General features: G+C 47.9%; 19 protein-coding genes and 1 tRNA gene. 15 read left to right on the top strand and 5 right to left on the bottom strand.

The genetic code is table 11. The annotated features are described in order from the left end of the window. The first annotated feature begins 66 nt into the window (after positions 1-66). From ACYVUV_RS09565 to ACYVUV_RS09510, 12 genes are all read left to right on the top strand, one after another. Positions 67-139 (top strand) — tRNA-Thr (locus ACYVUV_RS09565). A 95-nt stretch (positions 140-234) separates the two neighbouring features. Then, positions 235-1,386 (top strand): diguanylate cyclase domain-containing protein, encoded by a 1,152-nt coding sequence (locus tag ACYVUV_RS09560; protein WP_439775480.1) that lies wholly within the window; start codon positions 235-237, stop codon positions 1,384-1,386. Between the two features lie 84 nt (positions 1,387-1,470). Further along, positions 1,471-2,121: an HD domain-containing protein gene (locus ACYVUV_RS09555; protein WP_439775479.1), complete on the top strand. Its 651-nt coding sequence runs from the start codon at positions 1,471-1,473 to the stop codon at positions 2,119-2,121. A gap of 197 nt (positions 2,122-2,318) precedes the next feature. Further along, positions 2,319-3,947 (top strand): peptide ABC transporter substrate-binding protein, encoded by a 1,629-nt coding sequence (locus tag ACYVUV_RS09550; protein WP_484499286.1) that lies wholly within the window; start codon positions 2,319-2,321, stop codon positions 3,945-3,947. Between the two features lie 235 nt (positions 3,948-4,182). After that, positions 4,183-5,811, top strand: a complete 1,629-nt coding sequence (locus ACYVUV_RS09545) for a peptide ABC transporter substrate-binding protein (RefSeq protein ID WP_484499285.1) — start codon at positions 4,183-4,185, stop codon at positions 5,809-5,811. A 175-nt stretch (positions 5,812-5,986) separates the two neighbouring features. Then, positions 5,987-7,621, top strand: coding sequence for a peptide ABC transporter substrate-binding protein (locus tag ACYVUV_RS09540; protein ID WP_439775257.1), 1,635 nt, complete (start codon positions 5,987-5,989; stop codon positions 7,619-7,621). A 231-nt stretch (positions 7,622-7,852) separates the two neighbouring features. Continuing rightward, entirely contained in the window at positions 7,853-9,499 is a 1,647-nt protein-coding gene (locus ACYVUV_RS09535) for a peptide ABC transporter substrate-binding protein (protein WP_439775258.1), read from the top strand. A gap of 424 nt (positions 9,500-9,923) precedes the next feature. Further along, entirely contained in the window at positions 9,924-10,844 is a 921-nt protein-coding gene (opp3b, locus tag ACYVUV_RS09530; RefSeq protein WP_439775259.1) for an oligopeptide ABC transporter permease, read from the top strand. Between the two features lie 21 nt (positions 10,845-10,865). After that, entirely contained in the window at positions 10,866-11,897 is a 1,032-nt protein-coding gene (locus tag ACYVUV_RS09525; RefSeq protein WP_439775260.1) for an ABC transporter permease, read from the top strand. Positions 11,898-11,910: 13 nt separating this feature from the next. Beyond that, entirely contained in the window at positions 11,911-12,954 is a 1,044-nt protein-coding gene (locus tag ACYVUV_RS09520; RefSeq protein ID WP_270447167.1) for an ABC transporter ATP-binding protein, read from the top strand. A 14-nt stretch (positions 12,955-12,968) separates the two neighbouring features. Then, on the top strand, positions 12,969-13,922 hold the full coding sequence (locus tag ACYVUV_RS09515) for an ABC transporter ATP-binding protein (RefSeq protein WP_439775261.1): 954 nt from the start codon (positions 12,969-12,971) through the stop codon (positions 13,920-13,922). 169 nt (positions 13,923-14,091) lie between these two features. Then, positions 14,092-14,775 carry a DUF975 family protein gene (locus ACYVUV_RS09510; protein WP_439775262.1) on the top strand — a complete coding sequence of 228 codons (684 nt, stop codon included), beginning with the start codon at positions 14,092-14,094 and terminating at the stop codon, positions 14,773-14,775. Positions 14,776-14,844: 69 nt separating this feature from the next. Here the strand turns inward: ACYVUV_RS09510 and ACYVUV_RS09505 are convergent, their stop codons facing one another. Further along, positions 14,845-16,158, bottom strand: coding sequence for a C1 family peptidase (locus ACYVUV_RS09505; protein ID WP_439775263.1), 1,314 nt, complete (start codon positions 16,156-16,158; stop codon positions 14,845-14,847). A 240-nt stretch (positions 16,159-16,398) separates the two neighbouring features. On the opposite strand from ACYVUV_RS09505, the gene ACYVUV_RS09500 reads away from it, so the two are divergent. Together ACYVUV_RS09500 and ACYVUV_RS09495 are read left to right on the top strand one after the other, a co-directional pair. After that, positions 16,399-16,701 carry a hypothetical protein gene (locus ACYVUV_RS09500; protein ID WP_439775264.1) on the top strand — a complete coding sequence of 101 codons (303 nt, stop codon included), beginning with the start codon at positions 16,399-16,401 and terminating at the stop codon, positions 16,699-16,701. Positions 16,702-16,782: 81 nt separating this feature from the next. Continuing rightward, positions 16,783-17,775 (top strand): hypothetical protein, encoded by a 993-nt coding sequence (locus ACYVUV_RS09495; RefSeq protein WP_484499284.1) that lies wholly within the window; start codon positions 16,783-16,785, stop codon positions 17,773-17,775. A gap of 61 nt (positions 17,776-17,836) precedes the next feature. Here the strand turns inward: ACYVUV_RS09495 and ACYVUV_RS09490 are convergent, their stop codons facing one another. The 4 genes from ACYVUV_RS09490 to ACYVUV_RS09475 are packed head-to-tail and all read right to left on the bottom strand — an operon-like array spanning position 17,837 to position 19,969. Then, positions 17,837-19,180 carry an IS66-like element short variant transposase gene (locus ACYVUV_RS09490; RefSeq protein ID WP_484499283.1) on the bottom strand — a complete coding sequence of 448 codons (1,344 nt, stop codon included), beginning with the start codon at positions 19,178-19,180 and terminating at the stop codon, positions 17,837-17,839. Beyond that, entirely contained in the window at positions 19,137-19,391 is a 255-nt protein-coding gene (locus ACYVUV_RS09485) for a transposase domain-containing protein (protein WP_484499045.1), read from the bottom strand. The genes ACYVUV_RS09490 and ACYVUV_RS09485 overlap by 44 nt, the downstream gene beginning before the upstream one ends. Positions 19,392-19,446: 55 nt before the next feature. After that, the gene (tnpB, locus tag ACYVUV_RS09480; protein WP_041811714.1) at positions 19,447-19,794 is read right to left on the bottom strand and encodes an IS66 family insertion sequence element accessory protein TnpB; all 348 of its coding nucleotides are present in this window, start codon (positions 19,792-19,794) and stop codon (positions 19,447-19,449) included. Next, complete coding sequence (locus ACYVUV_RS09475) at positions 19,787-19,969, bottom strand: hypothetical protein (RefSeq protein ID WP_484499282.1); 183 nt, start codon at positions 19,967-19,969, stop codon at positions 19,787-19,789. Before ACYVUV_RS09475 ends, tnpB begins: the two co-directional genes overlap by 8 nt. Here ACYVUV_RS09475 and ACYVUV_RS09470 point away from each other — a divergent pair. Continuing rightward, on the top strand, positions 19,958-21,271 hold the full coding sequence (locus tag ACYVUV_RS09470; RefSeq protein ID WP_484499281.1) for a hypothetical protein: 1,314 nt from the start codon (positions 19,958-19,960) through the stop codon (positions 21,269-21,271). The genes ACYVUV_RS09475 and ACYVUV_RS09470 overlap by 12 nt on opposite strands. Position 21,272: the final 1 nt, after the last annotated feature.

The following is a 21,272-nucleotide window of genomic DNA, read 5'->3' as shown; positions in this document are numbered from 1 at the left end:
TTTCTTTTTCTTTTTTCTCGCTTTTATCTTTTTGCCGAAAAGAAGCCGGCATGTTACAATTAAGGCGCTGCTGTAGCTCAGGAGGTAGAGCACCGCCGTGGTAAGGAGGAGGTCGCCAGTTCAAATCTGGCTAGCAGCTTATGATCAGCAAAAGTGATTAAATTATTTGCATCGCTCTTCAAAATACTGATATACTAAGAATTATTAGTCAATTGTTATTTTGGAGGGGATCGCATGCAGAAATTTTCGACCCGGCTCTTGGTCATTCGGCGGCGATTCGCCAATTTTGCCAATACGACGGCCATTGTCCTGGTTATTTTTACAGTTGCTTTAGCCGCGATAGAAACCCGGTCACGGGACTTCATAGCTGATGACGGGAAGTTTTACCTGCTGGACGGGAAATACTTGCTGGCCCATCTTTTGATCGCTGGGCTGCTGACGGCTTTGCTGGTTTTGCTCCGCTATTTTTTGCAAAGGCAGAAGCAGCTGGAATACATGTCCAGCCGGGACGACTTGACCACCCTTTTGAACCGGGCGGCCTTTGATGACCGGGTCAATGACTACCTTCGCCAGCATCCGGCTGCCCAGGGCAGCTTCGTCATGCTGGACATCGACAATTTCAAGCTGATCAATGACGTCCATGGTCACAATGTGGGTGACCAGGTTCTGGTGACTTTGGCCCTCAACATGGAGAGTACCCTGGGCAGCGAGGCAATCATTTGCCGCAACGGGGGTGATGAATTCTGCGCGTTCGTTCCGGGCACAAGCGACGACCAGGTCGCCAATCTGGCCAAGCTGGACCAGGTTTTTTCCGCTAAAGAGCAGCAGTATCCTTTTTCCATTTCCCTGGGCTATGTTCACTACCCCCAGCAGGCCGTCTCGGTGGCTGATGCCCTGGCTAAGGCAGACCTGGCCCTTTACGTGGTCAAGGACGATGGCAAGCATGGCTGGCGGGAGTACAACGATGCAATGACGCGGACTGACCGGAAGCAGTTTGGCTTTACCTTAAGGGAGGTGGCCGACAACCTGCCGGTTTCTTTCTTCATTTGCCAGGCAGAAGGGGAGAGGGAAATTCTTTTTGCCAACCAGTCCCTTCTGGACATGCTGGGCTTCAAGGGTTTCGCGGATTTAATTGCCTTTACGGCTGGCAAGCTGCTGGGTTTAATCTACCCTTCTGACCGGGCATTGCTTGACTTGGTGGCCGGTGAGGATGCAAGACGGGTACCTGACCGGCCGCGCTGCTTGTCTTGCCGCCTGCTAACCAAGGATGGCGGCTGCGAGAAGGTCTTCAGCAAGACCCGGCTAGTTGAAGACGCCCGCTATGGCAAGGTCTTTTATATCACCTTGTCATTGCAGAATGATTATAAGATTCTAAAAGAGAACTAGGAACTCTAGTTCTCTTTTTTGCTTGCATTTTTAGAGCCATCCGCTATAATTGAAAAAATAATTAAAGCAAACACGGAGGTAAAAATGGAACGGAAACTGATCGCGGATTTTGTCAAAGAAAACCTGGCCGAAGAAAGAACGGGGCATGATTACTACCACGGCCAGCGGGTGGCGGTTTTAGCTGAAAGAATGCTGCTGGCTGATCACCCGGAGTCTAGCCAAAAGAGCCGGGACATCGCTTATACGGCGGGCTTTGTTCACGATACGATCGATGAAAAGGTCTGCCCAAACCCAAGTGAAGTTTTGGCCAAATTACGGGAAGTCTTCACGGCAGCCGGCTTAAGCCGAGAGGACCAGGAAAACGTCTTTTTCACGATCGAGCACATGTCTTTTTCCAAAAACATTGACCGCCACTACCAACTTTCTTTAGAAGGAGAGTACGTCCAGGATGCCGACCGGCTGGAGTCTCTGGGGGCGATGGGAATTGCCCGGGCTTTCGTTTACAGCGGCAAGCACGATGACAAGATCTACGACCCGGAAATTCCGCCGATGGAATTGGTCAGTCATGATCAATACCGGAATCATGAAGAAACTACGATCAATCATTTTTATGAAAAGCTTTTTAAGCTGGAAGGGCTGATGAACAGCCAGGCCGCCCAAAAGGAAGCCCGCCGGCGGACAGAATACATGCGGGATTTTGTCCAGGAATTTAAGCAGGAGTGGTATTTAAATTAGAGGAAATTAACAAACTGGCCAGGTGATGACATCTTTTTAGCTTTTTATGGGCAAAAATTTATTTTTCTTTAAGTTAGCCCTTGAAAAGAGTCTAACTTAGAATTATAATCAATTTATCATGTTGACTGAGAGACGGCTTAAAGCTGTGTTGGCCATCTTTTCAGCGCAAACAAATATGTGTTATAAGGAGAAAAAAGATGAAGTTATCTAAGACTTTGAGCGTTGGTGCAACTGTGCTGGCATCAGCTGCTCTCTTGGCTGCCTGCGGCGGCAACAGCAGTAAGGAATCCTCTTCTTCAAAGAAGACTTTGAACTGGACGGTTGCTTCTGAAATCCCAACCATGGACATGTCCAAAGCCACTGACGCTACTTCCTTCAACCAGTTGTCAAACACTATGGAAGGTCTGTACCGTTTGGGCAAGAACTCCAAGTTGGAAAAGGCTTTGGCAACCAGCGAAAAGGTTTCTAAGGACGGGAAGACCTACACTTACACTCTGCGCAAGTCCAAGTGGAGCGACGGCAGCGACGTTACTGCCCAAGACTTCGTCTACTCATGGCGCAGAACTATTGACCCAAAGACTGCTTCACAATATTCCTACCTCTTCTCCGGGATCAAGAACGCTGACGCGATCGTAGCCGGCAAGAAGAAGGCCAACACTTTGGGCGTTAAGGCTGTTGGCAAGTACAAGCTGGTTGTTACTTTGGAACGCCGGATCGCTTACTTTGACAAGCTGATGGGCTTTGCCGTCTTCTTCCCACAATCAGAAAAGGCCGTAACCAAGTACGGTTCTAAGTACGGTACTGCTTCTAAGTACATGCTTTACAACGGTCCGTTCAAGCAAACCGGCTGGACTGGCTCAAACCTGTCCTGGAAGATGGTCAAGAACCCATACTACTGGGACAAGAAGAACGTCAAGCTTGACACTATCACTTGGAGCGTACAAAAGACTCCATCAACTTCTTACAACCTTTACCAATCAAACAAGCTGGACTACACTGGCCTGGACGCTTCACAAACCAAGCAATTGAAGAACCAGAAGGGCTACGTAACCTTGAACCAAGGTGCAACCTTCTACATGCAGTTCAACCAAGCCAAGAACAAGTACCTGGCCAACACCAACGTCCGTAAGGCCCTGTCACTGGCTATTGACCGTAAGGGCTTGACTTCATCACTTGGCGGCAACAGTGTTCCAGCCAACACTTTGACTCCAACTCAATTGACTGAAGTTAACGGTGAAGACTACACCAAGCGGATCTCCAAGTCTGCTGAAAGCTACTACCCAGCTTCAACCAACAAGAAGGAAGCTGTCAAGTACATGAACAAGGGCTTGAAGGAACTGGGCGTAAGCAAGTTCAGCTTCAAGATCTTGTCCGACGACACTGACTCAGGCAAGAAGACTACTGAATTCCTGCAATCAGTCTTTGAATCAACCTTCGGCAGCAAGGTCAGCGTTTCAGTTCAAAACCTGCCATTCAAGACCCGTCTGTCACGGTCAACTGCAGGTAACTTCGATGTCGTAATCTCCGGCTGGAGTGCCGACTTCGCAGACCCGATCTCCTTCTTGGACCTGTTCACTTCAACTAACCCAGAAAACAACGGTAAGTGGAAGAACTCAAGCTACGACAAGCTGATCGCTGACTCCAAGACTACTGCTTCAACCAGCAAGCGTTGGGACGACCTGACTAAGGCAGAAGACATCCTGCTGAACAATGTCGGTGTTGCTCCACTTTACTACAACACTAATGCTGCTTTGATCCGTCCAACTGTTAAGGACGTCTACCAAAACCGCGGTACTTGGAACTTCAAGGACACTTACATCAAGTAATCAAGCAAAAAGAAGAGGCTCTGCCTCTTCTTTTTTGTCTGCTTATTTTGATATATGTTTAATTGACTTGTATTTGCTTTGGTATATTTAGATTGATGAAATAATATGACATTTTTTCTTAAAAACGCTTGAAGCTGATCAAGCAGAGAATTATAATGAAAATATCATTAAAGACTGCTGTGGAGTCTTAACTAGCATAGGCGCTGGAACAGTCAGTAAAAGCAAGGAGAAAAAGATGAAATTATCTAAGAGTTTAAGCCTGGGAGCCACGGTTTTGGCTTCAGCAGCATTGCTTGCTGCTTGTGGCAGCAATAGCAGTTCTTCATCATCCAGCAGCAAGAAGACCTTGACCTGGATGGATTCAGCCGAAATTCCAACGATGGACCTTTCAAAGGCCACCGACGCGGCTTCCTTCAACCAGATTTCCAACACGATGGAAGGTTTGTACCGTTTAGGCAAGAACTCCAAGCTGGAAAAGGGCTTGGCAACCAGCGAAAAGGTTTCTAAGGACGGGAAGACTTACACTTATACCTTGCGCAAGTCTAAGTGGAGCGACGGCAGTGAATTGACCGCCAAGGACTTTGTTTACTCCTGGCGCCGGACTGTTAACCCAAAGACCGCTTCCCAATATTCCTACCTCTTCTCCGGGATCAAGAATGCTGATGCCATCGTAGCTGGCAAGAAGCCAGTCAGCTCCTTGGGGATCAAGGCAGTTGGCAAGTACAAGCTGGTCGTGACTTTGGAACGGCGGATCTCATACTTTGACAAGCTGATGGGCTTTGCCGTCTTCTTCCCGCAGTCAGAAAAGGCTGTAACCAAGTACGGTTCCAAGTACGGCACAGCTTCTAAGTACATGCTCTACAACGGTCCGTTCAAGCACGTTGGCTGGACCGGGTCCAACCTGTCTTGGAAGATGGTTAAGAACCCATACTACTGGGACAAGAAGAGCGTCAAGCTCGACACCATCAAGTGGACTGTTCAAAAGACTCCATCAACCGCCTACAACCTTTACCAGTCAAACAAGCTGGACGCTACGGCCCTGGACTCTTCACAAACCAAGCAATTGAAGAACCAAAAGGGTTATACCGAACTTAACCAAGGTGCTACCTTCTACCTGCAATTCAACATTGCCAAGAACAAGTACCTGGCCAACGCCAACGTCCGCAAGGCCTTGTCACTGGCGGTCAACCGGAAGGGCTTGACCACCACTTTGGGCGGCAACAACCAACCGGCCAACACTTTGACTCCAACCCAATTGACTAGCGTCAACGGGGAAGATTACACCAAGCTGATCCCAAGCTCAGCTGAAACTCTGTACCCAGCTAACCCGAACAAGAAGGAAGCTGTGAAGTACATGAACAAGGGCTTGAAGGAACTTGGCGTAAGCAAGTTCAGCTTCAAGATCCTGTCTGACGACACTGACGCCGGCAACAAGACCACTGAAGCCCTGCAGTCCAACTTTGAATCAACCTTCGGCGACAAGGTCAGCGTCAGCGTGCAAAACCTGCCGTTCAAGACCCGTCTGTCCCGGTCAACTGCCGGCAACTTCGACATCGTTGTTTCCGGCTGGAGCGCCGACTTCGCCGACCCAATCTCCTTCCTGGACCTGTTCACTTCAACCAACTCTGAAAACAACGGTAAGTGGAAGAACGCAACTTACGACAAGCTGGTTGCCGACTCCAAGACCACTGCTTCCGCAAGCAAGCGCTGGAGCGATCTGAGCAAGGCTGAAACTATCCTGCTGAAGGATGCCGGGATCTCACCATTGTACTACGACACTAATGTTTGGATGATCCGTCCAAGCGTCAAGAACGTCATCCAAAACCGTGGTACTTGGAACTTCAAGGACGCCTACATCAAGTAAAAACAAGCAAGTTAAAGCTTAGAAGAGAACGCCGGAAGGCGTTTTCTTTTTTGTCTGCTTTTATTTTTAAAAAAAAGGTTGAAAATTAAAAAATCCCCGTTATAATTAGACTTAAGTTATAGCTTTTAATTCTAGTCTAATTTATGTTTGTTTTTTAATTAAACGAGGTGCAATTATGAGAAAAGAGAAGTTATTCGCTACCGGCTCAGTTTTGCTCGCCTCAGCTGCGCTTTTGGCAGCCTGTGGCAGCTCATCAAGCAAGTCAAGCTCATCATCCAAGGCGCAAAAGCTGTCCTGGACCGAAGCTGCCGAACTGACGACCATGGACCCGTCCAAGGCCACCGACCGTTACGACGCTGACCAATTCAACAACGTCATGGAAGGCTTGATCAGGCTTAGCAACAATGCCAAGGCCACTCCAGGCATCGCCAAGAGCTGGAAGGAAAGCTCTGACGGCAAGACCTGGACCTTCAACCTCCGCAAGGGCGCTAAATGGGCCAACGGGGATGAAGTTACCGCCCAGGACTTCGTCTACTCCTGGAGAAGAACGGTCAATCCAAAGACTGCTTCTGAATACGCCTACCTTTTCTCAGGCATCAAGAACGCTGACGCGATCGTTGCCGGCAAGAAGGCAGTCAACACTTTGGGCATCAAGGCTGACAGCAAGTACAAGCTGACGGTGACCCTGGACCGGAGAATCCCATACTTCAAGCTGCTGATGGGCTTCTACATCTTCTTCCCACAAAACCAAAAGTTCGTGGAAAAGTGCGGGGACAAGTACGGTACGGCTGCCAAGTACGTTCTGTCCAACGGTCCATTCAAGATGACCGGGTGGACTGGGACCAACCTCTCCTGGAAGCTGGTTAAGAACAACAGCTACTGGGACAAGAAGAACGTCAAGCTGGACCAGATCAGCATGAGCGTCCAAAAGACCCAGTCAACCAGCTACAACCTCTACCAAAGCGGCAAGCTGGACGAAACCAACTTGAACGCCCAGCAAAGCAAGCAGCTTAAGGGTTCAACCGGCTGGACTGTAAGAAAGTTTGCTTCAACCAAGTACCTGCAATACAATATCGCCAAGGACAAGAACTTAGCTAACGCCAACCTGCGTAAGGCCATCTCCCTGGCTATCAACAAGAAGGAACTGGCAACGACTGTTGGTGCCGCCAACAACCCGGCTGTTTCCTTCACGGCTGCCGGCATTACTGACTCAAGCACTGGCAAGGACTTCTCAAGCGAAGTGCAAACCGCTGCTACTAAGGCAGTTCAAGGCTACGACAAGGCCAAGGCCAAGGAATACTACAAGAAGGCTCTGAAGGAACTGGGCAAGAAGCAGATCACGATCAACCTGCTTGGGGATGACACTGATGACGCCAAGAAGGTTACCGAATTCATCCAAAGTGCCCTGGAATCAACCCTGGGCATGAAGGTCGAAGTTTCCAACGTGCCATTCAAGACCCGTCTGTCCCGGGTATCAAGTCTGAAGTTCGACGTTGTGGCTACTGGCTGGACGGCTGACTTCTCAGACCCGATCTCCTTCCTGGACCTCTTGACCAAGGGCAACGCCTACAACTACGGCAAGTGGGAATCAACTGCCTACAACAAGAACGTTTCCCTGTCCAAGACGACCGGGTCAACCGCAGCCCGCTGGAAGGCAATGGTGGCTGCTGAACGGGCCCTGCTGGAAGACCAAGGGGTTACTCCACTGTACTACACTAACGAAGCTACCCTGGTTAAGACTAGCGTCAAGGGCGTTGTCTTCAACGGTGCCGGTGCTCCTTACAACTTTAAGGAAGCCTACATCAAGTAGTTTAAGTAGTCTGGAAATTACAAAAATAAGTTGACAGATTTTTACGAAAACGGAGCTCCGGCTCCGTTTTCTTTTTTCCCTATATGTTATTTTGGCTATTTCCTGTTTTTTATATTTTTTGATTTGTCACAGGGTGGGAAATATTTTATAATGAGAGAATGATTAGATGCTGATGAATTGCTAAAAGATGTGTTTTACAACAAGTTTTTGACTAAGAGAGAGGATAAGACAGTGAGTAATTTTAAAAAGCTTCTGACGGCAACTGTTGCCGTATCCGGCGCCTTCTTGCTGGCGGCCTGCAGCAAGACCGCGACCAAGTCAGCCAAGCCCGTGTCCAGCAGCGGCTATGAAAAGTCGATCAACTGGATGACGACTTCTGAACTGCAGAGCTTGGACCCGGCCAAAGCCGACGACACGGCCAGTGAGGAACAGATCGCCAACACTTATGAAGGCCTCTACCGGCTGGGCAAGGACTCCAAGACTATTCCAGGCGTGGCCACCAAGAGCGAGACCTCTAAAGACGGTCTGACCTGGACCTTTTACTTGAGAAAGAATGCCAAGTGGTCAAACGGGGACCCGGTAACGGCAGAAGACTTTGTTTACGCCTGGCGCCGGCAGGTTGACCCCAAGACCGCTTCCGGCCAGGTCAACAACTATGAGGGTATCAAGAACGCCATCAAGATCTCTGAAGGCAAGAAGAAGCCGTCTAGCCTGGGCGTCAAGGCCGAAGGCAAGTACAAGCTGGTCGTGACTTTTGAAAAGAAGATTCCTTATTTTAAGGTCGTTACGGCCATCAGCTTGAAGCCCCTGGACTCCAAGGCTGTCAAGAAGTACGGCAAGCGCTACGGGACCAAATCCGCCTACGCCGTCTATAACGGGCCTTTCAAGTCCGTGGGCTGGACTGGGTCCAACCTGACCTGGAAGCTGGCTAAGAACCCGTATTACTGGGACAAGAAGGCAGTCAAGCTGGAGACCATCAACTACAGCGTCCAGAAGACCCCATCAACTGACTACAACCTCTACCAGACCGGGAAGCTGGACGCGGCCATCCTGGACACCCAGGCGGCAAAAAGCATGAAAGGCAAGAAGGGCTACCGGGTTCTGACTTTGGGTAACACCACTTACCTCTGCTACAACTACAAGAAGAAAAAGATCTTCCGCAACGCCAACCTGCGCCGGGCCATCTCCATGGCCATCAACCGCAAGCAGCTCCTGTCCACGATCGGTACCTACAACACCCAGGCCAAGACCTTCTCAGCCACCAATGTGGTCTTAGACGGGAAGAATTTTGCCCAGGAAGCTGAAAGTGCCAACTCCAGCGTGAACAAGCACGTGGAATACGACCTCAAGTCCGCCCGCAGCTACTTCAAGAAGGCCTTGAAGGAATTAGGCGTCAAGAAGGTTTCCTTCACTTTGATGGCGGATGACGACGACAGCTACAAGAAGCAGACTGAGTTCATCCAGAGCGCCTTGACTGAGGCTTTTGGCGGCAAGATGACCGTTTCCGTCAACAACCTGCCAAAGACGACCCGGGTTTCCCGGCAAATTGCCAATAATTTTGACGTCGTTTTAGGCGGTTTGACCAGCGACTTCCCAGACCCATACCACTTCCTGGCTTACATGCAGTCAGGGCAGACTTACAACTTCGGCAAGTGGAAGAACAAGGAATACGACAAGGCCGTCCAAGCGTCTTTGACCATGGACAAGACCAAGCGCCGCAAGGCCTTGCTCAAGGCTGAAAAGATCCTGATCGACCAGGAAGCCATCAGCCCGCTTTACCACATGGGCCAGGCTTGGATGATCAGACCAACTATCAAGAACCTGGTCTTCAATGGCGAATACCCTGACTTTAAGACGACTTACGCGGTGAAAAATTAAAATTTAACCGTGGTATAATTGAAAGTTGAGATGTTAGCAATAACGCTCAACTTTTTCTTTATTTCGGGATTTATGTCCGGGAATAGAAAATTTTTGACTAAAAGGAGGGGAGCAGGCGAGGGGCTTCTGGAACAAAAAGTTAAGAAAATTAGCTTTTTGCAGAAAAAAGACTAACATTATTATCTTAGCCGAACACTTATTTTAAAAAGCACAGTCTAAGTTCCAGATAGACTCAAAAAAGAAAAAAGCAAAGTTTAAGTTAGTTGCCAAATGATGGAAAAAACGGACAAAAAGCCCGTAGTGCTTGACTTTTAGGGGCACAGTTTTATATCATCGTATGGTAATTTCTTTATTTTTTGGTATAATAAGAAAAACATTAAAAATGTAATGCTGATTAAAGCGAAAAAGTGTAAGGAGCAATACTATGGCTAAATACTTACTAAAACGTATTTTCTACATGATCCTCACTTTGTTCCTCGTTGCGACGATTACCTTCTTCTTAATGAAGATGATGCCAGGTTCTCCGTACGCCAACGAAGCAAAGATGACGGCTACCCAAAAGGCGATTATGAACAAGCAATACGGCTTGGACAAACCTGTTATCCAACAATACATTACCTACTTGGCAGGCGCCGCCCATGGTGACTTTGGGATTTCCTTCCAATACAGCAACCAGCCTGTTTCTACTCTGATCGGGGCTCGTTTGGGTGCTTCAGCTCAACTGGGTCTGCAGGCTCTGGTTGTCGGGGTTATCCTGGGGATCATCATCGGCTCAATCGCTGCCATGAACCAAGGGACTTGGATCGACTCAACCGCGACGATCGTTTCCATCATCGGTAAGTCTGTTCCTAACTTCGTTCTGGCGGTATTGCTTCAATACTACATCGGCTTGAAGCTCGGCTGGTTCCCAATCGCCGGCTGGGGTGAAGTATCACAGACGATCATGCCGACCATTGCCCTCTCGGTAGGGCCGCTGGCCGAAACAGCCAGATTTATCAGAACGGAAATGGTCGATACCTTGAGTTCTGACTACGTTGAACTGGGCAAGGCCAAGGGCCTCAGCCGGATCGAAGTCATCAGAAAGCACACCCTGCGTAACTCAATGATTCCATTGGTTACCTTGATCGGGCCATACGCAGTTGCTTTGATGACTGGTTCAATGGTTATCGAAAACATCTTCAACATTCCTGGGATCGGGGAACAGTTCACCAAGTCAATCTTGACTAACGACTACCCAACCATCATGGGCGTAAGTATGGTTTACTGCTTCGGCCTGGTGGTAATCCTGCTGATTACTGACATCGTCTACAGTCTGATCGACCCACGGATCAGACTGACTGATTAATGGAAAGCGAGGTTAAAATCAATGGATCAAGACGCAAGCAACGTAAAGATCACACCTGAATCCTTTGAACACGTGGAAAAGGGTGACACGCAAAGCGCGGAACACATTTCAGGTCCCTCACTTTCTTTCATGCAGAACGTGTGGATCAGATTCAAGAGCAACAAGGCAGCCGTGATTTCAGCCGTAATCATCATCGTGATGGTGGTTATCGCCTTCGGCTCCAGCTTCTGGATCAACAACTCCAGCTTGGTTAAGTCAGCTCCGCAATATGCCAACCTGCCTGCCAAGTGGAAGGGCTTTGACTGGCTCAACGGCTTGAACGGTAAGATCAAGCAAAACGGCGTTTGGACTGACGCTTACGCATCAGTGCCAGCTGGCAAGTACTTCGTTGCCGGGACCGACTACCTGGGCCGGTCACTGGCACAAAGAATCATCTATGGTACCAAGATTTCCTTGATTGTTGCCATTGTCGCTGCCTTCTTTGACCTGGCCATCGGTGTTACCTACGGGATCATCTCTGGCTGGAAGGGCGGCATGACTGACAACATCATGCAACGGATCATCGAAATCATTTCTTCAATTCCAACCCTGGTTATCGTTGTTTTGATGCTGGTTGTTTTGAAGCCTGGTATCACTTCCATCATCTTGGCCCTGGCTATTTCATCCTGGACCACGATGGCCCGGCAGATTCGTGCCGAGACACTGTCTTTGAAGAATGAAGAATACGTTCTGGCAGCCCGGTCCTTGGGTGAATCAACCTTTAAGATCGCTACCAAGCACCTGATTCCAAACCTGTCCAGTATCATCATCATTCAAACCATGTACACCATCCCGAGTGCCATCTTCTTCGAAGCCTTCCTGAGTTTCATCGGTATCGGTATTTCCGCTCCTGAAACTTCTCTGGGTGTGCTTTTGAACGAAGGGCAGAAGAACTTCCAGTTCCTGCCATACCAAATGTGGTACCCAGCTGCAGTCCTCTGCGTTTTGATGATTGCCTTCAACCTGCTCGGCGACGGTCTGCGTGATGCCTTCGACCCTAAGGGCCAAAGATAAGGGAGACGAACATATGGCAAATAGAATTTTAGACGTTAAAAACTTAAAGATCGACTTCCACACTTACGCTGGTGAAGTTAAGGCCATTCGTGACGTTTCATTCCACCTTGATGAAGGTGAAACTTTAGCGATCGTTGGCGAATCCGGTTCAGGCAAGTCTGTTACCACCCGGAGCATCATCGGCCTTTTGGCCAAGAACTCCCAGATCATGGGCGGGCAAATCCTCTTCCACGGCAAGGACCTGCTGAAGATTTCCGAAAAGGAATGGCAGCAAATCCGTGGTAACCAGATCGCCATGATCTTCCAGGACCCAATGACTTCTTTGGACCCGACCATGAAGATTGGCCAGCAGATCGCTGAACCATTGATCAAGCACAAGGGTGCTTCCAAGAAGGAAGCCTGGGCCAAGGCCTTGGAAATGATGAAGGCCGTTGGTATTCCGAACGCTGAAGAAAGAATCAACCAATACCCGCACCAATTCTCTGGTGGTATGCGGCAAAGAATCGTTATCGCCATTGCTTTGATCTGTGAACCGGAAATCCTTTTGGCCGACGAACCAACCACTGCCTTGGACGTTACTGTTCAAGCGGAAATCCTGGACTTGATGAAGGACTTGCAAAAGAGAGTCAAGACTTCTATCATCTTCATCACCCACGACTTGGGTGTCGTTGCCGGGATGGCTGACCGCGTTAACGTTATGTACGCTGGGGAATTTTTGGAAAAGGGGACGGTTGACGAAATCTTCTACAATCCGCAACACCCTTACACTTGGGGCTTGATCAACTCCATGCCGACCCTGACCAGTGAAAAGCTGGAATCAATTCCAGGGACCCCGCCAGACTTGCTTGATCCGCCAAAGGGCGACCCATTTGCCCCGAGAAACAAGTACGCGATGAAGATCGACGCGCAAATGAAGCCGCCGTTCTTCAAGGTTTCAGAAACCCACCAAGCTGCTACCTGGCTCCTGCACCCAGACGCGCCAAAGGTTACTCCGCCTGATGAAATCGTGCGTCGCTGGGAACACTACAAGGAACTGCAAGCAGCTGACAAGGATTAAAGGAGAAGCAGAATATGCCAGAAGAAAGAAAAAAGATTTTAGAGGTCAAGCACTTGAAGCAATACTTCAAGAACGGGCGCACCGTCACCAAGGGTGTCGACGACGTCAGCTTCGACATCTATGAAGGTGAAGTCTTCGGCCTGGTTGGTGAATCAGGTTCTGGTAAGACCACCACTGGCCGGTCAATTTTGCAGCTGTACAAGCCAACGGCCGGTGAAGTCCTCTTTGAAGGCAAGGATGTGACCAAGCTGCATGGCCGCGAGGAACAATTGGCTTTCCGCCGCGACGCGCAGATGATCTTCCAGGACCCATACGCTTCCCTTAACCCAAGAATGACGGTTGAAGACATTATCGCGGAAGGGCTGGACATCCACCACTTGGTCAAGGACAAGGCAGAACGGCGCAAGCGGGTCGAAGACCTGCTGGAAACGGTTGGTTTGAACCGTAACCACGCTTCCCGTTTTCCACACGAATTCTCCGGTGGTCAGCGGCAAAGAATCGGGATCGCCCGGGCCTTGGCCGTTGAACCGAAGTTTATCGTGGCCGACGAACCTATTTCAGCCTTGGACGTGTCCATTCAAGCCCAGGTTGTCAACTTGATGATCGACTTGAAGAAGCAGCGTGACTTGACTTACCTCTTCATCGCCCACGACTTGTCCATGGTTAAGTTCATTTCTGACCGGATCGGGGTTATGCACTATGGTAAGCTGCTGGAAGTCGGCAGCGCTGACGAAGTTTACGACCACCCACTGCACGACTACACCAAGAGTTTGATCTCAGCCGTGCCGCAGCCGGACCCAGAAATTGAACGGTCACGCAAGCGGATCGACTACGAATATGGCAAGTTCGAAGGCGACGGCAAGGACGACCAACGGTCCATGCATGAAATCCGTCCAGGCCACTTTGTTAAGTGTACTGACGATGAAGTTGCCTACTACGAAAAGGTTGCCCAAAGCTACGAAAAGTAGTTTGATAAAGCAGATAAAGAAAGAGAGCTCTAGCGAGCTCTCTTTTTGTCTTTCGTCTATTTTTTGTCCATTTTTGTCTTTTTAACTGATAAGGATATCCTTGCTATGATATAATTATGACAAGATAACAGCGCTGCCTAAAGGGCAGCTTTCGAATTCGGGGGTATTTATGATGGAAAATGCAAATGTAACAATTGACCGCCCGGCCTTGAAGGCCGCGGCCAAGCAAAAGCTGAAGGGCAAGTGGGGCTGGGCAGTTGGTCTGACTTTCATGACCGCTGTCTTCTCCGGGATTTTTAACGGGGTACCAGCTGGCTTCACGGCCGTGCAGGGGAGTAACATCAGTGCCGTCTCAGTGAGCACGAGCGTAGTCGGCTCTCTTTTAAGTGCCTTGATCATTGCGGGGGTAACTTATACCTACCTGCACCTGGTCGACAAGGAAGAGAAGACTAATATCTTTACCGGGATTTTTTCCGGTTTTACCAACAGCCGCTTTTTGCCGACCTTTTTAACCACCTTCTTGACCATGTTCTTTACGGCCATGTGGACTCTGTTGCTGGTAATTCCCGGGATTATCAAGGGCCTCAGCTACTCCATGGCGCCATATATCTTGAAGGACATGCTGGATGCCGGCAAGGAGCCAGAGCCAACTGAAGCTATTAGCAAGAGCAAGGAATTGATGAACGGGCACAAGTGGGAACTGTTTGTTTTTGACTTGAGCTTTATCGGCTGGGACATTCTAGCCGTCCTGTCCTTTGGGATCGGCTTCCTCTGGCTGGTGCCTTACTACAACGCGGCTCATGCTGAGTTCTACCGGTCTTTGGCCGGCGACCAGTTTAAGAGCAAGGATTAAGTCCAAAGTAAAAACCGCTCAAGTTCTGTTAGAGAACTGAGCGGTTTTTTCGTGCTTAAAGAGCTAGTATTAGGCTAATGAGTCCCAAGGAGCAAGTTCAACAGGAGTTGAAGAGAGCAGTTCCTTCTGGTCCTTGGTCAGGTATTTCTTGTGGACAACGACTTCGTAGACGTATTCCTTAAACCAGTTGTGGCTCATAACGAAGAATCCCTTTTCCCCGGACTTGTCGCCCCAGGAGTTTTCCACCTTCCATTGGCGGATGTCGCCATTGTCTTCATCAACCCCGACCAGGGTCATGGCGTGGGAAACTTCACCAACGCCGGTAGCCAGGCGGTCAGCCTTGGACAAGCTGAGGTCAACGTCAAAGAGGTCATCCAACTTGTAGAGGTCAGTGTCCAGGTAGCCGGTCTTGCGGTCCATTTGCCGCAGGACGTCGTTGCCGAACCAGACAGCTTCCCCGTCCTTTAATTGGGCCACAGCGGCTTGCTCCAGGTATTCCATTGGCACGTTCAAGAAGAGGATCGGGCTGCCGCCTTCGACGTTGTCTTCAGCGCCCAGGTGGTAGAGCTTGCCGTATTCATGGTCTGGCGCGTTGGTCAAGACCACGTAGTCGTCCAAGTCGACGTCAAAGTACTTGTTGAAGAAGGAGACTGGAGTCAGGTTCTTTTCCAGGTGGTAGTTCTTGTCGTCGTCTCTGAATTCCAAATCAAAGGTCTTAGGCGGCTCACCAACGGCGATGGCGACCATCCGGTAGATTTCGTTTAAGAAGGTCTTGCGGGCCTTTTCCAGCCCTTCCTGGTCACCAGCTTGAGCCAGGCGACGCAAGGCCAGGGCGTCTTTTCTTTCCTTGTCAGCCAAGGCGCTGGCTAGGCCGGCCGTAGCGGAAGTGTTGAAGCTTTCTGGCATGACGTAGCTTGGCACGACACCGTACTTCTTGACCAAAGAGATGGCCATGTGCCATTGGCCGCCGTCGTGGCCAGCGAAGTCGAAGTAGCTGCGGACTTCCCGGTCGTCTAATGGCTTATCAGCGGTTTCGATCACTTTTTCATAGAAGAGGTTGGCTCTTTCCAGCTTGTCCCAGAAGAAGTTGTAGCTTTGGGACAGGGTGAAATTCTTGGCCTTGTGCTTGGCGCCGAAGTTGTGGCGCAAGATGTTCATGGTTGAAAAAAGCCAGCAGCGGCCGGACTGCTTTTGGTTGGTAACGTTGTCCGTTGGCAATTCAGTTGAAAAGACCCTGGTCAGGCGGCCAGCCACGCGTTCGTTGTAGGAAGCTTCCAGAACCCCGCTTCTGGCGGCAGCGCGGGCGATGACTTGGTTCTTCGGGTCAGCATTGAAATTGGCGCTGAATTCCGCCAATTCCTGCAGAGTTAATTCATGACTCATGTGTTTTTTCTCCTTTTTGTCTGTGATACTGCTATCTTACCGTGAAATGGGGGATAATACAATTTTTATCGCGCTTAAATATCCGCGGATAGGAAAAACGATGAGAAATATAAAAACTATCTGTATATACTGAAAGTAATATTATGATGCACCTTTACTTTTAAAAAACATTGTGATAATATTTTTTAAGTAGACGTTTACTTAATTAATGTTTTTTTGTTTGTTATAAGGGGGACTGAGATGAATAAAAAGCTCACTAGTAAAAGTAGAAAACTTATGTTTTCACTAGTAGCTGTTGCAAGTTTTATGGCAGCTGCTACGCCTGTATTAGCACAAACAGTCCATTATAAGAACACTGCAGTTTATTGGAATCATGGCCGCACAGCTGGATTATGGGGCTGGTCTGAAGTTCAGAGTCATGTGTATACTCACAGCACGACTGTTAATGGCGAATGGTCGGGTTGGAAAAAGAGGGGAACATTAGCTTCGGTCAATAAGTACATTGGTAAGAATACGCTGGAAGCGTACTGGGACTGTAAATAAAATTTACAAAGCATGCTTTTTCCTAAGAGCATGCTTTGTTCATTGTTACGCTTCTGATTGGATAGATATGAGGGATAAAATATGAGAAAGATTCTCAAAAAAAGAAGCTATTTTTTCGGCTATTTCTTACTGCTAGTGCAAAGTATCCTTTTTATTACAATTGCCATTTGGTTTCTTGGCAAACAATATCGCGATAACGTTCAAAGTTATTTTGAAGATTCAGAATATCGGTTCAGCTTAACCAGTGTTAGCTATTCTGATCGCGATTCTGTGGCGAGTTTTCTGAATCGATATGGAGCCGAAAACCATCTTTTAATTAGCAGAACCGATACGAGCAATTCTAGGATCAAGATTGGTCTTGCAGGCCAGGCTAAGCAAACGACACCTTCATTAAAGATCGCGGGACAAGAAGCTCTCGGTTGGAAAGACTTGAATAAGCTTCTGACTGCTAAAAATTCGCAATCCACAATTGGCTTGGGAAATGGCTCAATTAATCAGATTAAAGAGCTGCCGTCGTTCCCCTTGAGTGTTCCCGTAACGATCTATAAATTGGAAACTTTGACTGACTTGCTTGGCTCTGTCAATGGTACTTATCAAATTCACGGAATTAAGAACAGAGCTCAATATCAGAAATTGCTGACGGCTGTGGCTAATGAAACTGGTGAAAAAACGTCAACTTTGCGGAATGTTGCAGGTGGTAGTAGTTATACTGATGAAGGAATCTTGATTGATGCATTGCTGCTTGCTGCAGGATTGACAATTATTATCGAAATCAGTTACTTTATTATCTTGCTTGTCAGAGACTTGAAGTCATTTGGGGTGAAAACTCTGCTTGGCTGGACGAAGATTACGCTTCTTCAACAAGAATTTCGCCCATTGGAAAAAGCCGCGTTGATTATTGCGGTGCTTACTTCCTTCGTGACCGGCTTTGTTGCCATGCCGCACAATTATTATCTGGCGACTTTGCTTCCCCTGCTTGCCAGTCAATTAGTCCTGCTTGTGACGTTCATTATCTCAGCAGCTATGGCCAGTTTATTCTTGGCCTTTGAAAAAAATATCGTAAGCACCCAATAGCAGAGTATATTAAAATCCCATCCTAGCAATGCTAAGATGGGATTAATCAGTTTATGGGACTTTACTTGCAGTGGAGCTGAACATTCTCAGCCCATGGTAAATAGGCTTCCAGACGTTGATTGTCTAATAATGACAGCTCATTGGGCAGCTTGTCTAGAAGATAGTTGATATATTTGAATTGATCCAAGCCATTTTGCTTGGCAGTTTCGAGTATGCTCATAATGATAGCCATGGACTTGGCGCCGGAACTGCTCTGTGAAAAGAGCCAGTTCTTGCGTCCCATGACGATCTCTTTGACTGCTCGTTCTGCTCTGTTGTTGGACAGTTCAAGGCGACCATCTTTTAGAACGTTCATGAACTTGTCCATGTGCTTTATGCAATACTGGAAGGCCGTCCCCAGCTTGCCGGAAGGCAACACGGAGATTGATTTCTTGGAGCACCAGTCGGAAAACTTCTCTAGCAGAGGCTTTAATTCAGACTGACGCTTCTCGTATCTCTCTTCAGCGGAAAGATCTTCCCAAGCGTGCTCCAGGCTAAACATTTGATTACAGTAGTGGATCCCTTGATTAGCCACTGAAGTTGCGTCTGATTCTCTAGCCTTGTCTTTAGGCAAGGAATCATGGAATTTGCGTCTTGCATGAGCCATACAGCCTACAAGAGTCACATCCTGTTGGCTTAATCGTAAATAGCCAGGATATTGATCACAATGAAGGTATCCGCTGAAGCCTGTGAGGAAATCCCACGCTTCGGCACCTTTTCGTGATCCATGGTGATACAGGACAATCGGCTTCTCGGCATGCTTGCCTGATAAGAAGGTCCAGACGTAGTCTTTAGCTCTTTCGCTGTCTAAGACTCGATATGGCGTCTCATCTGCGTGAATGACATCCAGCTTTAGCAGCTCTTTTCTCAAGAGCTCGTAAAGGCTGGAGAGGTAGTACTCGCAGACTTTGATATGCCAATTCGAAACCGTCTTGTGATCAAGCGGAAGGCCCATGCGCCGCAAGTCTTTCTCTTGCCGGTAGGCAGGAACCTTGAGGACATACTTCTGATAGATCGTATCAGCGATCAAAGAAGCTGAGCCAAGACTGTTGGTTAATGGTGCCTTGGGTACAGGTGCTTTGATAATCTTGTCAGCTGGTGCCTCATCACTGCAGTGCTGGCACTTGTAAGAGTGCTGGATGTGATCGATTCGTTTAACCTGGGCTGGAATATAGAGCAGCTCTTTTCTAGCACAGAAGCTGCCGATCTCTTTCAGCTCGTGCTGGCAGTCTGGACAGGTAAGATCATCCAAACGATGATGAACTTCCTCGCCCGGCAGAGAATCTAAGATATCTTGCTTTCTGCCGACTTGCTTGCGTCTCTTATAGGTAATAGTTTCGGTAACGCGAGGGTAAGTCCTCGTCATCTTGAGAGGCATTGTCTTCCTCGAAAAGGCTCAGTTGATCTGGGTTGACAGCTCTCTTTTCGGAAGACTTGCCGTAAAGCTTATTAGTCAAATAAGCAACTTGTTCAGTAAGAAGGGCAACCTGCTTGAGCAATTCTTCGTTATTTGCTTTGAGCGCTTCGATATTAGCTTTAAGCGTTTCAATTAAAGCTAAAGTTTCTTTTTCGGTCATGATCGCTGTCCCTCCTTGATTCATAATCATAAGAATACCAGAAAAGCTCGTGAAATCAATAGAATTCACGAGCTCTTGCGGTATTAATTTTAGGATCAATGGTAAAGCCTTGCATCAAGCGCATGACTTGTTCATCAGACAACTCTCGAACTTCGTCTTCATTGTTTGGCCAGGCCAGCTTCCCGTTCTCAAAGCGTTTATAGAGCAGCCAGAATCCCTGGCCGTCCCAATATAGTGCCTTGAAGCGATCTCTTCGGCTGCCGCAGAAGAGAAAGACGCATCCAGAGAAGGGATCGAGATTGAAGCTCTTCTTAACTATGTAAGCAAGCGAATCAATTCCCCGGCGCATGTCGGTCTTACCGCAAACAATGAACACTCGACCTAATTCAGCCAGATTAATCATGGCTCAAGAACCTGTCCACGACTTCGAGCATAAGCTCGTTAGTGGCATCACTGTAAAATGACAGCTCAACTCCATTGGACTTCAGATTGAGAACGAGCCTGTTCTTTGGAAGCTTATTCCTAGGTCTGAGTTTGCCCTTCGGAAGCTCGAGCGGTACGATTGGATGTTCAGTCATAATATCGTGTTCCTCCGTATTCAATTGTTAAGAACAGTATATGACTATTGCCCGGGGGTTGATAGATACCGCGCTATTGGGTGCTTACAAAATATCGATTTGATCAAACAGCGCTTTCCAGTTAAATTGATTTCGTTTTATGCAGTGCTTCTATATTTAGTGATCAGTGCTGGCCTCGTTGCCGCGTCACTGTATCTGGATCAACCGGCTAAATCCATTGCCAATAACGCTAAGCAAGCCCAGCAATGGGAGAGGGTAGCAAATTATCAAATTTTGTCCGGCACAAGTTCTGGTAATGATGGCGACAGAGCTTTTAGTGATACAGGGTCTGACTTAAACCGCGGTGCTTACCGCTTGTATAAAGAACTGGAAGGTAAGCAGGGGGCTTACTTGATAAGCAGTGATTACCATAGCCCTGCTTGGTTAAAAGACGCTAAGAGTTATCATTACTACAAGAGCCTGCCTGATCAGCCATTCTGGCTCATGACGCTTTCGCCTAATTATTTGAGGAAGATTAATTTTAACGTCTCGAGTCAAGCCATTAAACTAGCTAAAAACGGGGTCAGGGTTTATTTGGTACCTGATGATATAGCAATGGACAAGGCCAGCGCGTACCTTAAGGAAGCATCGCAAGATGGCATTAGTAAAGCAGACATACAGACAGCTTTTGTTAAAGAAAGAAAGTTCAAATTTATCAAGTATCATCCTAGGAACGAGCTTTTTACCTGGAATGATAATCCAGCTTATCCTACTAACAGCAAGAATCCGATCATTCTAATTTCCACTTCTGCTAACATGAACTATGTTGAAATTGGAAACCTATTGGTTTCCGGCTTAGGTGGTAGCTTGAAATTTGCCAATCAAAAGGTTAGAAAAAGACTGGTTACTAAGAAGATACTTGCTAAATATGGCTTAGCCGATAATGATTTTAGATATGCCTCAGTCAAACAATATATTGATGGTCTGCAAAAGAGTTTGCGGCAGACAATCAGCTGGTTTGGGATGGTGATCGCTGTTGGCTGCTTGGTCCTGCTTTTGATTCTGGCAATTATTTTGTCAATTTACCAGTTGAGCAAGCAAGAAGTATTGGCTGTCCAAAGCTTTTTGGGCTATTCTAAGCTGCAGATGTACAGATTGCCATTTACTTTGATCAGCTGTGTCAATTTGCTTGAACTAGCAGTCGTATTATTTTACCGGAGCAAAATTGGTCTTGTACTGGTAGTCGCGATTTATGTATTGCAGCTAATAACCTTTATGTTGTTGGTTAAAAAGAATCAAGCACTGAAAATAACGGGGAAATAGA

Source organism: Lactobacillus sp. WILCCON 0149 (genome assembly GCF_057197965.1).
This window is presented reverse-complemented; position numbering and strand designations above follow the sequence as displayed.

What these genes read in the sequence shown, in the direction of transcription:
- ACYVUV_RS09560 (WP_439775480.1), top strand. Translation starts at nt 235, where the DNA reads ATGCAGAAATTTTCGACCCGGCTCTTGGTCATTCGGCGGCGATTCGCC.
- ACYVUV_RS09555 (WP_439775479.1), top strand. Translation starts at nt 1,471, where the DNA reads ATGGAACGGAAACTGATCGCGGATTTTGTCAAAGAAAACCTGGCCGAA.
- ACYVUV_RS09550 (WP_484499286.1), top strand. Translation starts at nt 2,319, where the DNA reads ATGAAGTTATCTAAGACTTTGAGCGTTGGTGCAACTGTGCTGGCATCA.
- ACYVUV_RS09545 (WP_484499285.1), top strand. Translation starts at nt 4,183, where the DNA reads ATGAAATTATCTAAGAGTTTAAGCCTGGGAGCCACGGTTTTGGCTTCA.
- ACYVUV_RS09540 (WP_439775257.1), top strand. Translation starts at nt 5,987, where the DNA reads ATGAGAAAAGAGAAGTTATTCGCTACCGGCTCAGTTTTGCTCGCCTCA.
- opp3b (WP_439775259.1), top strand. Translation starts at nt 9,924, where the DNA reads ATGGCTAAATACTTACTAAAACGTATTTTCTACATGATCCTCACTTTG.
- ACYVUV_RS09525 (WP_439775260.1), top strand. Translation starts at nt 10,866, where the DNA reads ATGGATCAAGACGCAAGCAACGTAAAGATCACACCTGAATCCTTTGAA.
- ACYVUV_RS09520 (WP_270447167.1), top strand. Translation starts at nt 11,911, where the DNA reads ATGGCAAATAGAATTTTAGACGTTAAAAACTTAAAGATCGACTTCCAC.
- ACYVUV_RS09515 (WP_439775261.1), top strand. Translation starts at nt 12,969, where the DNA reads ATGCCAGAAGAAAGAAAAAAGATTTTAGAGGTCAAGCACTTGAAGCAA.
- ACYVUV_RS09510 (WP_439775262.1), top strand. Translation starts at nt 14,092, where the DNA reads ATGATGGAAAATGCAAATGTAACAATTGACCGCCCGGCCTTGAAGGCC.
- ACYVUV_RS09505 (WP_439775263.1), bottom strand. Translation starts at nt 16,158, where the DNA reads ATGAGTCATGAATTAACTCTGCAGGAATTGGCGGAATTCAGCGCCAAT.
- ACYVUV_RS09500 (WP_439775264.1), top strand. Translation starts at nt 16,399, where the DNA reads ATGAATAAAAAGCTCACTAGTAAAAGTAGAAAACTTATGTTTTCACTA.
- ACYVUV_RS09495 (WP_484499284.1), top strand. Translation starts at nt 16,783, where the DNA reads ATGAGAAAGATTCTCAAAAAAAGAAGCTATTTTTTCGGCTATTTCTTA.
- ACYVUV_RS09490 (WP_484499283.1), bottom strand. Translation starts at nt 19,180, where the DNA reads ATGACGAGGACTTACCCTCGCGTTACCGAAACTATTACCTATAAGAGA.
- ACYVUV_RS09485 (WP_484499045.1), bottom strand. Translation starts at nt 19,391, where the DNA reads ATGACCGAAAAAGAAACTTTAGCTTTAATTGAAACGCTTAAAGCTAAT.
- tnpB (WP_041811714.1), bottom strand. Translation starts at nt 19,794, where the DNA reads ATGATTAATCTGGCTGAATTAGGTCGAGTGTTCATTGTTTGCGGTAAG.
- ACYVUV_RS09470 (WP_484499281.1), top strand. Translation starts at nt 19,958, where the DNA reads ATGTTCAGTCATAATATCGTGTTCCTCCGTATTCAATTGTTAAGAACA.
- ACYVUV_RS09475 (WP_484499282.1), bottom strand. Translation starts at nt 19,969, where the DNA reads ATGACTGAACATCCAATCGTACCGCTCGAGCTTCCGAAGGGCAAACTC.